Origin of the sequence: Thalassotalea hakodatensis (assembly GCF_030295995.1) — a bacterium.
In the GTDB taxonomy this organism is placed as follows: Bacteria; Pseudomonadota; Gammaproteobacteria; order Enterobacterales; family Alteromonadaceae; genus Thalassotalea_C; species Thalassotalea_C hakodatensis.
In genome coordinates this window covers 3,622,666-3,637,609 of the sequence record NZ_AP027365.1, presented here as the reverse complement: position 1 = coordinate 3,637,609, position 14,944 = coordinate 3,622,666, and the positions used below count along the sequence as shown (strand labels likewise).

The following is a 14,944-nucleotide window of genomic DNA, read 5'->3' as shown; positions in this document are numbered from 1 at the left end:
AAACAGAGTGCGTAAGTGCAATTGTAATTAAATGAATTATTAAGGAATTATTCGTATATATCGACAAAGGGTCATTTAATGGTGAGTTTATGGGTGATATCGGGTATATTGCTGACCATTACTGGGGCTCCCCGATAGATAGGAATTGTATGCATCTTCATATACTTGGCATTTGTGGTACTTTTATGGGCGGTATCGCAGCAATTGCAAAGCAGCTCGGTCACCGTGTAACGGGTTGTGATGCAAATGTTTACCCTCCAATGAGTACACAATTGGCTGCATTAGGTATTGAATTAAATCAAGGTTATCACGTTGAACATTTAAATGACGAACCGGATTTAGTGATAGTGGGTAATGCCATGTCTCGTGGAAATGAGATGGTTGAACACATTCTTGATCGAAATATTCCCTATATATCTGGGCCGCAATGGTTGTTAGAGCACGTGCTTAAAGATCGTTGGGTATTGGCAGTTTCAGGTACGCATGGCAAAACAACAACAAGCTCAATGCTTACGTGGATATTAGAATACGCCAAACTAACCCCTGGTTTTTTAGTTGGCGGTGTGTTGCAAAACTTTAGTTGCTCTGCTCGATTAGGCAATTCACCTTTTTTTGTTATCGAAGCTGATGAATACGATACGGCTTTTTTCGATAAACGCTCTAAATTTGTCCATTATCGGCCACGAACGTTAGTGATCAACAATCTTGAGTTTGATCATGCTGATATTTTTAATGACTTAAGTGATATACAAAAACAATTTCATCACTTAATACGCATGGTACCAAGTAATGGTTTGGTACTTGCTCCAGCAAATGACGGTGCCATTGAAGAAACCCTTTCAATGGGGTGTTGGACACCAACAGAATTTAGCGTTGATGATGTTAATCACCACCAAGGCTGGCATGCTGAAAAGCTCACGTCCGACGGTAGTCAATTTGTTGTCCGTTTTAAAGACGACATTCAAGGTACGGTTAATTGGTCGTTAATTGGCGACTTTAATATTGATAATGGCTTAATGGCGATCGCTGCTGCGCGCCATGCGGGTGTACCAAGTAAAGTTGCGATAGAAGCCCTCTCGGAATTTGTTAATACAAAACGTCGGTTAGAGTTACGCGGTGAGATAAATCAGATAAAAGTATTTGATGACTTTGCTCACCATCCTACAGCGATTGAAAAAACATTAAGTGCTGTTCGAGCAAATGTAGGAGAAGGGCGTATTCTTGCCGTGTTAGAGCCAAGATCGAACACGATGAAGTCAGGTGTACATAAAGATACCTTGGCTAAATCACTCTCAGAAGCTGATCTATCATTTGTTTATCAAGGAGATAAAATAACATGGTCGGTCGATAAGCTTATTCAAGATTGCCAACAGCCGTGTATTGTTGATAATGACTTACCGCGTTTTACCACTGCAATCATTGATCATGCGCAAGCTGGTGATACCATTGTGGTTATGAGTAATGGTGGTTTCGGTGGCATTCATGAGCAGTTGTTAACTGCATTAGCAACTAAATAATTGAGGTAATGATGAGCAACTTTACAGGAAAAATCACCTTAGCGATCACTGGCGCTTCCGGCTCACCGTATGCGTTAAGGCTCATTGAATGTCTTGTTGCGTCGAATTATCAAATTTATTTGTTGGTATCGAGTGCTGCCCGAGTGGTGCTTGATACGGAAGTTTCTTTGAAACTGCCTGCGGCACCAGACGCTGCCACATCATTGTTAACGTCACATTTTGATGCAAAAGCAGAGCAAATTACGGTGTTTGGTAAAGAGCAATGGTTTTCTCCTGTTGCTTCTGGCTCTGCGGCGCCTAAAACCATGATAGTTTGTCCATGTTCCACTGGCACATTAGCCGCCATTAGCCAAGGTATGAGTGATAATTTAATTGAGCGAGCCGCTGATGTGGTGATCAAAGAGCGTGGTCAGTTGATTTTAGTACCGAGAGAAACACCATTTTCGACTATACACTTGCAGAATATGCTGACGCTTTCGCAAATGGGCGTTACTATTATGCCGGCAGCCCCTGGCTTTTATCATAACCCTCAATCAATTAACGATTTAGTTGATTTTATGGTTGGTAGGTTACTTGACCATTTAAATATACCTCAAACCATCATGCCTCGTTGGGGCTACCAAAAATAAGTAATTCTTATATCTATTTGTATTAGGCGTTTACCGTAAAATTATTCTCGTCTATCTCAACTATATTGAAATTTTGTATACAACTGTGCTTTAGTGTTTACTATAACTGTTAAACGCTAAGGGCAGCTGTGTGTTAAATCGCCTCTGCTTAGTGATAAAAATTATAATGATAACCCTATAGGATATTCAAATGCCTCAAAAGCCACTACACATGTTGTCGACAGCGGCACTTGCTCTTGCATTATCTATGACCAGTGCAAGCAGTATTGCTGACGAAAAGCCTTCAACCGATAAAGATAAAAAATGGTCAGTCAACGAACCCCAAGGTGAGTTTACTATGGCTAATATCAATGTAAGCCAAGGAACTTGGATGAATGTTGATGTAAGCCCCGACGGAAAAACGATTGTTTTCGATTTGTTAGGTGATATTTATACAATGCCGATTACTGGCGGTAAAGCAACGGCGTTAATGACAGATATCGCATGGCAAATGCAGCCGACTTTTAGCCCTGACGGTAAATATATCGCGTTTACTTCTGATCAAGATGGTGGTGATAATTTATGGATAATGAAAGCAGACGGTAGTGATGCGAAACCCGTCACAAAAGAATCGTTTCGATTGCTTAACAGCCCTGCATGGTCGCCTGACGGAAACTACTTGGTTGGCCGTAAGCACTATACCGGCAGTCGTTCATTAGGGGCTGGTGAAGTATGGCTTTATCATAAATCAGGCGGTAGCGGTGTAATGCTAACCAAACGCCCCAATGAGCAAAAAGATTTAGGTGAACCAGCGTTTTCGCCTGATGGCCGTTATGTCTACTTTTCACAAGACTCAACACCGGGTAAATACTTTGAATACAGTAAAGATTCAGAGTCAGGTATTTATCGTATTAAGCGTTTTGAACTCGCCACAGGAAAAATTAAAACCATTATTGCTGGTAAAGGTGGCGCTATTAGACCTGTACCGTCACCTGATGGTAACTCGTTAGCCTTTATCAGCCGAGATGATTTTCAATCTAAACTTTATATTTATGACTTAAATAGCGGTGAAAAAACACTCGCATATGAAAACCTTGATCGTGATATGCAAGAAACCTGGGCGATTCATGGTGTATACCCTGATATGGCATGGCTGCCTGATAACAAAACCTTAGTGTTTTGGTCTGGTGGTAAAATCAATCGGCTAAATACTGAGAATGGTCAAGTGGAAGTGATACCGTTTCAGGTTAACACTCAAAAGAAAATTCAAACCGCGTTACGTTTTCAGCAAGACTTAGATCAAGAAACCTTTAATACGAAAATGATCCGAGATGTTGAAGTGTCACCTAATGGCAAACAAATTGTATTTGAGTCAATGGGCTATTTATATACCCAAAAAATGCGTGATGGCAAAGCGAGCGGTAAAGCGAAACGTTTGACAAAACAACGCGATTATCGTGAATTAAATCCGAGTTTTTCCCGCGACGGTAAAAAGATTGTTTACACAACGTGGGATGATAAATCACTTGGTCAGGTTATGGTGACCTCAAGCCGCGGTGGAAAAGGGAAATCACTGATTAAGGAACCAGGTAAGTATATTGAACCGAGCTTTTCGCCTGATAATAAAACAGTTGTTTATCGAAAAGTACGAGGCGGCGGAATATTAGATCCTAAATGGGGATTAAAAACCGGCGTATATCAAGTACCGGCAAAAGGTGGGAAGCCAACATTAATTACAGAGTCAGGCTCAGCGCCGCACTTTGGGGCGAGAAGTGACCGAATTTACTTAACCCGTGGTGGCAAGAAAACGCAATTATTTAAAATAGACTTAGATGGTCAACACGAACAAGCGTTATACCAAGGCAAGTTTGCAACTGAATATCGCGTTGCGCCAAGTGGAAAGCATTTAGCCTTTGCAGAACGGTTCAAGGTTTTTGTTACGCCGTTTGCTGAACGTGGTTCGGTTATTGATACAGGGCCAAATGCTAAAAACTTCCCTGTTAAACAATTGTCGGTACGTGCAGGCGAAGGCATTAATTGGCACGGAAATTCTGCTGCATTATATTGGACCTTAGGTGCAGACTTATACCAGGCAAATGTTGCAAGCTTGTTTGATTTTACTAAGGATGACGAAAAAGAATCTGACGTTAAACCTACTGTTACTTCATTAAGCTATGAACACGCCATTGATAAGCCTGAGGGTAAGATTGCCTTTGTTGGTGGCAAGGTAGTCACCATGGATAAAAAAGGTGTGATTGATAACGGTGTTGTGGTTGTTGACGGTAATAAAATTATTGCTGTGGGTAATCAACAAGACGTTACTGTCCCTAATAATGCCAAAGTGGTTGATATTACTGGTAAGTCGATTGTACCTGGTTTAATTGATGCCCATGCTCATGGTGCTCAAGGGAGCTATCAAATTATTCCTGAGCAAAATTGGAAGAACTATGCTGGGTTGTCACTTGGGGTCACGACTATTCATGATCCTTCTAATGACACAACCAGTTTCTTTGCCGCCAGTGAAATGCAAAAGGCAGGTGAAATTGTTGCACCACGCCTATTTTCAACAGGACGTATTTTATATGGAGCAACATCAGCTGGGGCTACAGCACACGTGGATAGTTTAGCTGACGCAAAGTTTCACATTGAGCGTTTACAAAAAGCGGGTGCTTTTTCAGTGAAAAGTTATAACCAGCCACGTCGTGATCAACGCCAACAGTTTATTCAAGCGGGTCGTGAAGCGGGTGTGATGGTTGTGCCTGAAGGTGGCTCTCTTTTACAACATAACTTAACGATGCTGATAGATGGTCACACAACGTTAGAGCACTCTATTTCAACGGCTAAAGTTTATGATGATATTAAACAATTGTGGTCGCATTCTGAAATGGCTTATACACCTACAATGGGTGTTGCATATGGCGGTATTTCAGGTGAGCACTATTGGTACGATACAACAGATGTATGGAAGCATCCACGTTTAAGCAAATACGTACCGAGTGAAATACTAGAACCACGCTCAATGCGAAGAACTAAAGCGCCTTTACATCATTATAATCATTTCAATGTCGCTAAAGTGGCTAAAGAGATGCAAGATATTGGAGTGTTAGTTAATGCTGGTGGACACGGCCAGCGTGAAGGTTTAGCTATGCACTGGGAAATTTGGATGATGGCCCAAGGTGGTATGTCGCCTATTGAAGCGCTAAGCACAGCGACAATCGCACCTGCTAAGTCATTAGGCCTAGATAAAGACTTAGGTTCGATATCCCAAGGTAAACTTGCTGATTTAATTGTGATCGATGGTGATATTACCCAAGATATTCGGTTATCTGATAGGGTGACTTATACCATGATTAATGGCCGACTATATGATGCTGCAACCATGAATGAAATTGGTAACTATGATAACAAACGCTCAAGGTTTTATTTTGAGCAGTAATTATCGTTAAGTATAAAAAAAACCGACGTTAAAACGTCGGTTTTTTTGTGAGAGAGATAAAAAGCATTATTTCAGGCAATAAAAAAGCCTTACCGAAGTAAGGCTTGAAATGCTCGCTGTATGGTCTAGTTTTACTAGCTTCTTATTAATTTTTGTTTTTTTATTATTATTGTTTTCCGTTAGCGCGGGACAATTTATAGCAAAGGGATTATTGCCATGCAACAACTTTATTAGAGCATTTATACCACGAGTTTTTTCGTATAACGGCTTGTTAGCACAATGTTAATGGGTAATAAAAAAGCACTCAAATTAAGATGCTTTCTAATGTTGCTGAATTCATTGAAATTTATCTATATAACAGTCTGGTTATATATTAAACAGCATGGGGAATTGATCGCAAAAGTATCATTAAAAAAAAGTTAACAAAAATTTATTTTATTTTATTGAATAGTTAAATATCTACATTCTGTATGAATTCCTTTCATAAGTTTTTCGCTATAACAATTTGACATAGAACATAGATCAATAAATAGCGCAGTGGTAGAATGCGCGCATTATTTTTATTGGATGCATTTTTAATGACTGAATTGAAAAACGACACGTATTTACGCGCCTTATTACGTCAACCTGTTGATTACACGCCGGTATGGATGATGCGACAAGCAGGTCGTTACTTACCAGAATACAAAGAAACACGTAAAGATGCGGGCGATTTCATGGCACTGTGTCGTAATACAGAGCTTGCTACTGAAGTCACGTTACAGCCATTAAGACGATTCCCTTTAGATGCGGCGATTTTATTCAGTGATATTTTAACCATTCCAGATGCAATGGGCTTGGGGTTATATTTTGAAACGGGTGAAGGCCCTAAGTTCGAACGTCCTATTACGTGTAAAGCAGATGTTGAAAAAATAGGTCACCCTGATCCGGAAGGTGAATTGCAGTACGTGATGAATGCAGTACGGTCAATCCGCAAAGCTCTTGATGGCAATGTGCCATTAATTGGTTTTTCAGGAAGTCCATGGACTTTAGCCACTTATATGATTGAAGGTGGCAGCTCTAAAGCCTTTACCAAGATTAAAAAAATGATGTATGCAGATCCGCAAACATTACACTTGTTACTTGATAAATTAGCTGATTCTGTGATTAGTTACCTTAATGCTCAAATTGCAGCAGGTGCTCAATCGGTTATGGTTTTTGATACATGGGGTGGCGTGTTATCTCCACGTGACTACAAAGATTTTTCTTTGCAATACATGGCAAAGATTGTTGATGGGCTAACGCGTGAAAATGACGGTAGACGTGTACCGGTGACACTTTTTACTAAAAATGGCGGTATGTGGTTAGAGTCTATCGCGGCGACTGGTTGTGATGCTGTTGGTTTAGATTGGACGATCAATATTGAAGATGCCAAGGCTCGAATAGGGGACAAAGTTGCGCTACAAGGTAACATGGATCCATCAATGTTATATGCGCCTAAAGAACGTATTGAGCAAGAGGTCGCAACGATATTAAAAGGTTTTGGCCAAGAAAAAACAGGACATGTTTTTAATTTAGGGCATGGCATTCACCCTGATGTGAACCCTGAGCATGCTGGTTATTTTATTGATGCCGTACGTCGTTTAAGCACGCCTTACCATAAATAATGAAAAAAAGGGGTCAGGTACAATTTAGGCTTAAATTGTACCTGACTCCTTTTTTTTGACTCATTTTTTCGTTTTTGAAAAAATGTTAAAAAAGTCGGTTAAGGCCGTTTAAGGCGGCAACGCGAAAAGCCTCAGCCATTGTAGGGTAGTTGAAGGTAGTATTGACAAAATACTCTATCGTATTGCCTTTACCCTTTTGCTGCATAATTGCTTGGCCAATGTGAATAATTTCGGCCGCATTTTCGCCAAAACAATGAATGCCGAGTATTTCTTTTGTTTCGCGGTGAAATAAAATTTTCAATGACCCCACTAAACTATTCGCAATTTGTGCTCTGGCTAAGTGCTTAAATTGCGAGCGACCAACTTCATAAGGAATTTTAGCTTCCGTTAATTCTTGTTCCGTTTTACCTACTGAACTGATTTCAGGAATTGTGTAGATGCCTGTGGGAATATCAGCAATGAGCTTTGCTGTGCTCTTGTTATCCATCATGGCATATGCTGCAAGTCGACCTTGATCGTAAGCTGCGCTGGCTAAACTCGGGTAACCAATTACATCGCCGACCGCAAAGATGTTATCTATTTCTGTTTGATAAAGGTCATTGACTTTGAGTTGTCCTCGACCATCAGCTTTTAACCCTGCGTTTTCAAGGTGTAACGCTGCTGTATTGCCAGTACGACCATTGGCCCATAATAGGCAGTCAGCCTTCATTTTTTTACCTGACTCTAAGTTAACAATTACGTGATCATCGGTAGCGTCAACGCTCTTGATTTGCTCTCCGTGTCTAATGACCACACCGTTGTTCCAGAAGTGGTAACTTAATGCATCAGACATTTCATCATCTAAAAAGGATAATAAGCGATCACGGGTGTTAACTAAATCTACTTTAACACTCAACCCTCTAAATATTGATGCGTATTCACTTCCTATGACACCTGCGCCATAAATAATTACCGAACGAGGGTCATGTTGAAGCGATAAAATGGTGTCAGAGTCGTACACTCTAGGGTGGTTGAAATCGATATCATCAGGGCGATATGGATGAGATCCTGTAGCAATCACTATTTGTTTAGCGGTCACTGTTTCAATAGAGCCGTCAGGTTTAACTATTTTTAGGGTATGTTTATCAATGAAAGAAGCTTCACCAACAATATGTTCTACACGGTTCCTGTCATAAAAACCGCTACGAAGCTGTACTTGCTTACGTATAACGGCAGATGCGTGGCTTAAGATATCGGAAAATGTCAGATGTTTTGCTTTTTCATGTTGCCTAAATAGCGGGTTTGAATTGTATTCGATAAGCCGAGAGACACTTTGTCTGAGTGCTTTAGACGGAATAGTACCCCAGTGTGTACACCCGCCGCCAACTTCTTTATAACGTTCTACTATTGCGACACGTTTATTTTTTTTGGCAAGCTCCATTGAAGTACCTTCGCCACCAGGGCCTGTACCTATAATAATGGCGTCAAAATCAAATGTTATTTTTTTGCTTTTAGGGGAAGTGCTTTTAGCCAAAAGGATTACCTTAATTCCTGCTGATAATCGAAAATTTTAGCAGGAATTAAGAGTTAGGTAAATTTATTGCTTCGAAATTATGCTTAGGTAACTTGTTATTTATGCAACTTTTTCTAGAAAAAATTGCCAGCTACGTTGTTGTTGTTGAAAGTTAAACTTAATCTCTTTATAGCGTAGTAATAGTTCAGATTTTTCCACGTCTGCAATGATCTGTTCTCTTTTGCTTAAAAGTACCTGTTTTTTTACCTCGTAAAAATCATTCAACTTTACGATTAAATGATCGTATTCTTGTTGTAAGCGCTCTAGTAACTGATCTGCATTAGGGTGCGCTGCAAGTTTGAGCTGCTTACGTTTTAATTCCATTGAAACACGTGCTTTGATTATTTTGTCTTCTGGACTTACGCGTAATTTCTTCGTTAAATTTAGATATTCACAACCTTTTATTAACCACTTTGTTGGATCGAATTGCCACCAACGAATACCATTACGATAATCATTCTCGAAGTTATGATGGAAATTGTGGTATCCCTCACCAAAGGTGAACAATGCGAGTAAGCCATTATCTCTAGCCGTGTTTTTTTCGCTGTAGGTTTGTTTGCCCCAAATGTGTGCCAACGAGTTTATGAAGAACGTTGTATGATGACTTAATACCAATCTAAAAAAGCCGATAAGTAATAAACTACTAATCACATCACCGTGCCATATACCAAACATTAGAGGAATGCCAATATTGGTTAATAACACAAGTGGCAAATAGTATTTGTGTTGCCACATCACGATTGCATCTTTTTGTAAGTCTCTTACATTCTCGTAATCGTTATACCGATGAGATTGATATTCCCGTAACATCCAACCTATATGTGAAAACCAAAAGCCGCGTTTAGCCGAATACGGATCAACATCATTTTTATCAACATGCTTATGATGAACGCGATGATCTGATGACCAATGTAATGCGCTATTTTGTAAGGCAAATGCTCCGCCAATTGCATAAATGAGCCTTAATGACCAATGTGCTTGGTAGGTTTTATGTGACCACAATCGATGGTAACCAGCAGTGATAGACATTCCGCAATAACAAAAACACGCCACTGCCATTAATATTTCGGCTGCATCAAAGCCATGAGTTAAGGCTCGGTAAGGAACGGCAATGGCTGCGAATAAAAAGGTGATGACAAAAACGGCTACATTGAGCCAAATAATCTTAGGTTTTTTCACTAATCGCTCGATTAATTTATTTTCAGTGTACAAGTGTAAGCTATTTTAAATTTCCTTCATCTATAGTCAAGTATTGTTTTAATAAGTTTTGAATATAAATTGTTCAATTTTTAAGAGTACATGTGTATGTATTTGTTTATTAGAAATTTCCCCTGCGTGAACTATTTGAGTATTATAGTGAAATGTATTTCAGAACAATGAATCAGTATGAGTGGTATTCGAGCACAACAAAAAGAAAAAACGCGCCGGTTGATTATTAATGCCGCGTTAAATCAATTAAGTGCAGAGCGTAGCTTTTCTAATTTAAGCCTACGTGAAGTGGCTAAAGAATCAGGCTTAGCACCTACTTCTTTTTATCGACACTTTTCAGATATGGATGAACTTGGTTTAACCTTGGTTGATGAAGCCGGACTTACCCTTAGACAATTAATGCGTCAAGCGCGCCAACGTATTGAAAAAGGGGGATCTGTTATTCAAATATCCGTGTTAACCTTCATGGAATTTATAGAGAATAACGGTAATATTTTCCGACTTTTACTCCGAGAGCGTTCTGGTACGTCACCAGCATTTCGTGCTGCAGTTAACCGTGAAATTAGCTATTTTACTTTAGAGCTATGTGATTATTTACAACAAGCCAATCGACTTGATGCTGAAATAGCATATTTACAAGCAAACGCTGCGGTTACTATTGTGTTTAGCGCTGGATCAGATGCCCTTGATGCCGATAGCAAAGAGCGCGAGCTATTATCAGAAAGAACGATTCACCAACTGCGCTTTATCGCACGTGGCGCTATGGAGCTCGCTAATCGTATCGAAAACACTAAGCCTGAACAAACATAAACTACTTCCGCGTTAAAATAACACCCGTTTCTATGTGATGGGTATATGGAAACTGGTCAAACAACGCCATCTTTTCAATATTATGTGTTTTTGTTAATTGTTGTAAGTTATCAGCTAGTGTTTCAGGGTTACACGAAATATAAATGATAGTATGAAAGCGACTCGCTAACTCTACACTATCAGGGTCTAGGCCTGCACGAGGTGGGTCCACTAACACTGTTTCATACTGATAGCTGGTTAGGTCTAAATCAGCTAATCGACGGAATGATTTTTCACCGTTCATTGCTTGGCTGAATTCTTCACTCGACATGCGAATAATTTTAACATTCGTTAATTGGTTATCTTCAATATTTTTTTGTGCAGACTTAACAGATGTTTTAGATATTTCAGTACCAAGTACTCGATCAAAGTTTTCTGCTAGCGCAATACTAAAATTGCCGTTACCACAATATAGCTCTACTAAATCGCCGCCTTTTTCTTTGGTTTCATTTTGTGCCCAAGTAAGCATTTTTTCATTGACGCCTGCATTAGGTTGCGTAAAACTGTTTTCAATTTGCTGATAGACATATTGTTTATTATTCACTGACAAACGTTCATTAACATAATCTTTTTCAACAATCACTTTTTGTTTACGAGCACGGCCAATAAAGTCAATCGGACAAATAGTAGATAACCGTTGTTTCAATTGTTTACATTCTTCATGCCAGCTTTCATCGAGCTGCTTGTGGTATAACAAGCTTATAACTGCCTCACCACTTAGGGTTGTGAGAAAATCAACTTGAAATAACTTTCGGCGTAACGTTTCATTGTGACGAATATCGTCAAGTAAGGCTTTCATTAAGGTATTAATTAATTCACTCGCAACAGGAAAGGTATCAACACGATATTTTTGTTTAGTCTGTTGATTAAACATTATATAGAAGAGATCGTCTCCCTCATGCCAAACACGAAATTCAGCACGTTGACGATAATGTAAAGGTTCTGAACTAAACACTTCAAATTCAACGGATGAAAAAGGGTGAAAAAGTTCAGTCATTTCAACGGCCTTTTCAGTAAGTTGTGCTTGGTATAGTGCTGGATCAATATGACTAAACATGATGTGCCTTAATAGTGAACGTGCTTAAAAGGCGCAAAGTGTAGCGTGCCTTGTCGCTTTGTCTAGTATTAGTGCCCATTTTCTTTAGACTTACGTTTATTAAACAATATAAATGTAGTCGGCTAGAGATGCTGAAAGTCAGGGAGGAGTTAGATTACGGTTAATAATAACGCTCTACATATTATTATTGAAAGGCATAAGAATAGTGTTTATATCGTGCATTTAGATTGAAATACATTATTAACAGAAGTGAGTGCAAGTTAATAATTGAATGGCTGTTTTTGCTTCTTAGGTATATTAAGTGAATTTAATATAATAAAGTCGCTGTATATAGCGACTTTATAAATGTACCTATAATATAAAGGACGTGTTATTCGTCGTCGTGTTGTTTTTCTGGCCTTTCTTTAGCTTCTCTTACTTTCAGTGTTCTCTGTTGAAACTCTGAATCATTAAGTTGTTTAATAGCGCCATCAGCATCATTTGATGCCATTTCAACAAAACCAAAGCCTCTTCGTTTGCCTGTATGTTTGTCTTTCATTAACCTGACAGAGTGCACTTTACCATATTCTGAAAAAAGTGCTCTTACTGCACCTTCGTTTGCTCTATAAGGCAAATTGCCAACGTAAAGTGTTTTTACGTCGCCTGTTGCATTGTCAGCACCTTCAGAGCCTAAAAGGCTAGTTAAGATTGAGCACACAAAAGCAATAGTAGCAACAATTGCTGGGCTTAGTTCTATACTGATAGCAATAAAGTAAACAATAATAGCAAATATTATTGCTGCTACTATCTGTGTAGTTTTCGGAGAAGTCATATAAAGATTACCTAATTATTATTTTTAAAATACAAATTTTAATTGCAATTACATGTTACCGAGCTTTTCTTATTGTGCAACTGATAAGCGTAATAAATGCCCTGTTTTTTAATCAAGTTATAGTATAAAAGTAGAAAATAGATATTTTGAAGGTGTTTTTTTGCAAATTTAGCGATAAATACAGCAGTTTGTTTATAAAACCTGCAAACAAACAAAATAATGAAAAAAGTACTTGATCCATTTCTGAAGTTCTCTACAATGCGCTCCACTTCTCGGGGACAAGCCAAGAAGCGGTTTTGAAGTAGGTTTTACTTTTATAAAAAGCAAAATCAAACAACAACAAATTTATTTAAACTTTTAAATAAAAAGTGTTGACATCAAAACTGAGGTGCGTAGAATGCGCATCCGCTCTCAAGGGTAAAGCCACACGGCAACAACCTCAGAGCTCATTGATAAACGAATGAGATTTATCAATTTATTCGCAAGAATAGTTCTTTAACAATTAGTTATCATGCAATTTGTGTGGGCACTCACAGTGATGATGTTTTACCAGTAACTTAGGTTACAAAAATGTCTTAGTGAATGTTCATACAAAAACTTATTTAAGTTTTATTGGTTTATATTACTTTTTAAAAGTAATGACCAAGTATCAGAATTCATTGAGCAGCATCTTCGGATGCACAAACGATTTTTTAATTGAAGAGTTTGATCATGGCTCAGATTGAACGCTGGCGGCAGGCTTAACACATGCAAGTCGAGCGGTAACAGAGATAGCTTGCTATCTGCTGACGAGCGGCGGACGGGTGAGTAATGCTTGGGAATATGCCTAGAGGTGGGGGACAACAGTTGGAAACGACTGCTAATACCGCATAATGTCTACGGACCAAAGGGGGGGCTTCTTCGGAACCTTTCGCCTTTAGATTAGCCCAAGTGAGATTAGCTAGTTGGTAGGGTAAGAGCCTACCAAGGCGACGATCTCTAGCTGGTTTGAGAGGATGATCAGCCACACTGGGACTGAGACACGGCCCAGACTCCTACGGGAGGCAGCAGTGGGGAATATTGCACAATGGGGGAAACCCTGATGCAGCCATGCCGCGTGTGTGAAGAAGGCCTTCGGGTTGTAAAGCACTTTCAGTCGTGAGGAAAGGGTAATGGCTAATATCCATTATCTGTGACGTTAGCGACAGAAGAAGCACCGGCTAACTCCGTGCCAGCAGCCGCGGTAATACGGAGGGTGCGAGCGTTAATCGGAATTACTGGGCGTAAAGCGTGCGTAGGCGGTTAGTTAAGTCAGATGTGAAATCCCGGAGCTCAACTCCGGAACTGCATTTGAAACTGGGTAACTAGAGTATTGTAGAGGGTGGTGGAATTTCCAGTGTAGCGGTGAAATGCGTAGAGATTGGAAGGAACATCAGTGGCGAAGGCGGCCACCTGGACAAATACTGACGCTGAGGCACGAAAGCGTGGGGAGCGAACAGGATTAGATACCCTGGTAGTCCACGCCGTAAACGATGTCAACTAGCTGTTTGTGTCCTTGAGACGTGAGTAGCGTAGCTAACGCGCTAAGTTGACCGCCTGGGGAGTACGGCCGCAAGGTTAAAACTCAAATGAATTGACGGGGGCCCGCACAAGCGGTGGAGCATGTGGTTTAATTCGATGCAACGCGAAGAACCTTACCATCCCTTGACATCCAGAGAATTTTCTAGAGATAGAATTGTGCCTTCGGGAACTCTGAGACAGGTGCTGCATGGCTGTCGTCAGCTCGTGTTGTGAAATGTTGGGTTAAGTCCCGCAACGAGCGCAACCCCTATCCTTATTTGCCAGCGAGTAGTGTCGGGAACTCTAAGGAGACTGCCGGTGATAAACCGGAGGAAGGTGGGGACGACGTCAAGTCATCATGGCCCTTACGGGATGGGCTACACACGTGCTACAATGGTACATACAGAGGGCAGCAAGACCGCGAGGTGGAGCGAATCCCATAAAGTGTATCGTAGTCCGGATCGGAGTCTGCAACTCGACTCCGTGAAGTCGGAATCGCTAGTAATCGTAGATCAGAATGCTACGGTGAATACGTTCCCGGGCCTTGTACACACCGCCCGTCACACCATGGGAGTGGGTTGCAAAAGAAGTGGCTAGTTTAACCTTCGGGGGGACGGTCACCACTTTGTGATTCATGACTGGGGTGAAGTCGTAACAAGGTAACCCTAGGGGAACCTGGGGTTGGATCACCTCCTTATCTTGAAGTGAAACAGATTGTTG

Annotated in this window: 9 protein-coding genes and 1 rRNA gene; 6 read left to right on the top strand and 4 right to left on the bottom strand. The window is 40.2% G+C overall.

Going from position 1 to position 14,944, the window contains the following annotated elements:
* Nucleotides 1-149: 149 nt before the first annotated feature.
* From mpl to hemE, 4 genes are all read left to right on the top strand, one after another.
* The gene (mpl, locus tag QUE72_RS16125) at nt 150-1,517 is read left to right on the top strand and encodes a UDP-N-acetylmuramate:L-alanyl-gamma-D-glutamyl-meso-diaminopimelate ligase (protein WP_286270117.1); all 1,368 of its coding nucleotides are present in this window, start codon (nt 150-152) and stop codon (nt 1,515-1,517) included.
* 11 nt (nt 1,518-1,528) lie between these two features.
* Entirely contained in the window at nt 1,529-2,146 is a 618-nt protein-coding gene (locus tag QUE72_RS16120) for a flavin prenyltransferase UbiX (RefSeq protein WP_407704980.1), read from the top strand.
* 190 nt (nt 2,147-2,336) lie between these two features.
* Nucleotides 2,337-5,561 (top strand): amidohydrolase family protein, encoded by a 3,225-nt coding sequence (locus QUE72_RS16115; protein WP_286270116.1) that lies wholly within the window; start codon nt 2,337-2,339, stop codon nt 5,559-5,561.
* 578 nt (nt 5,562-6,139) lie between these two features.
* Nucleotides 6,140-7,207 (top strand): uroporphyrinogen decarboxylase, encoded by a 1,068-nt coding sequence (hemE, locus tag QUE72_RS16110; protein ID WP_074496537.1) that lies wholly within the window; start codon nt 6,140-6,142, stop codon nt 7,205-7,207.
* A gap of 85 nt (nt 7,208-7,292) precedes the next feature.
* Here hemE and sthA read toward each other — a convergent pair whose 3' ends face one another.
* Together sthA and QUE72_RS16100 are read right to left on the bottom strand one after the other, a co-directional pair.
* Nucleotides 7,293-8,720 carry a Si-specific NAD(P)(+) transhydrogenase gene (sthA, locus tag QUE72_RS16105; protein WP_074496514.1) on the bottom strand — a complete coding sequence of 476 codons (1,428 nt, stop codon included), beginning with the start codon at nt 8,718-8,720 and terminating at the stop codon, nt 7,293-7,295.
* A 99-nt stretch (nt 8,721-8,819) separates the two neighbouring features.
* Nucleotides 8,820-9,938, bottom strand: coding sequence for an acyl-CoA desaturase (locus QUE72_RS16100; protein WP_083601899.1), 1,119 nt, complete (start codon nt 9,936-9,938; stop codon nt 8,820-8,822).
* A 207-nt stretch (nt 9,939-10,145) separates the two neighbouring features.
* Here QUE72_RS16100 and fabR point away from each other — a divergent pair, with 207 nt between their 5' ends.
* The gene (gene fabR / locus QUE72_RS16095; RefSeq protein ID WP_074496515.1) at nt 10,146-10,778 is read left to right on the top strand and encodes an HTH-type transcriptional repressor FabR; all 633 of its coding nucleotides are present in this window, start codon (nt 10,146-10,148) and stop codon (nt 10,776-10,778) included.
* A gap of 1 nt (nt 10,779) precedes the next feature.
* On the opposite strand, the gene trmA is transcribed toward fabR, so the two are convergent.
* Nucleotides 10,780-11,874, bottom strand: coding sequence for a tRNA (uridine(54)-C5)-methyltransferase TrmA (trmA, locus tag QUE72_RS16090; RefSeq protein WP_286270114.1), 1,095 nt, complete (start codon nt 11,872-11,874; stop codon nt 10,780-10,782).
* 370 nt (nt 11,875-12,244) lie between these two features.
* Complete coding sequence (locus QUE72_RS16085) at nt 12,245-12,685, bottom strand: RNA recognition motif domain-containing protein (protein ID WP_074496517.1); 441 nt, start codon at nt 12,683-12,685, stop codon at nt 12,245-12,247.
* Nucleotides 12,686-13,378: 693 nt separating this feature from the next.
* Between QUE72_RS16085 and QUE72_RS16080 the strand changes: the two genes are divergently transcribed.
* Nucleotides 13,379-14,921: ribosomal RNA gene (locus QUE72_RS16080) — 16S ribosomal RNA — on the top strand.
* Nucleotides 14,922-14,944: the final 23 nt, after the last annotated feature.

Coding starts and splice junctions, on each gene's coding strand:
- QUE72_RS16085 (WP_074496517.1), bottom strand. CDS start 12,685: ATGACTTCTCCGAAAACTACACAGATAGTAGCAGCAATAATATTTGCT.
- trmA (WP_286270114.1), bottom strand. CDS start 11,874: ATGTTTAGTCATATTGATCCAGCACTATACCAAGCACAACTTACTGAA.
- hemE (WP_074496537.1), top strand. CDS start 6,140: ATGACTGAATTGAAAAACGACACGTATTTACGCGCCTTATTACGTCAA.
- fabR (WP_074496515.1), top strand. CDS start 10,146: ATGAGTGGTATTCGAGCACAACAAAAAGAAAAAACGCGCCGGTTGATT.
- QUE72_RS16115 (WP_286270116.1), top strand. CDS start 2,337: ATGCCTCAAAAGCCACTACACATGTTGTCGACAGCGGCACTTGCTCTT.
- mpl (WP_286270117.1), top strand. CDS start 150: ATGCATCTTCATATACTTGGCATTTGTGGTACTTTTATGGGCGGTATC.
- QUE72_RS16120 (WP_407704980.1), top strand. CDS start 1,529: ATGAGCAACTTTACAGGAAAAATCACCTTAGCGATCACTGGCGCTTCC.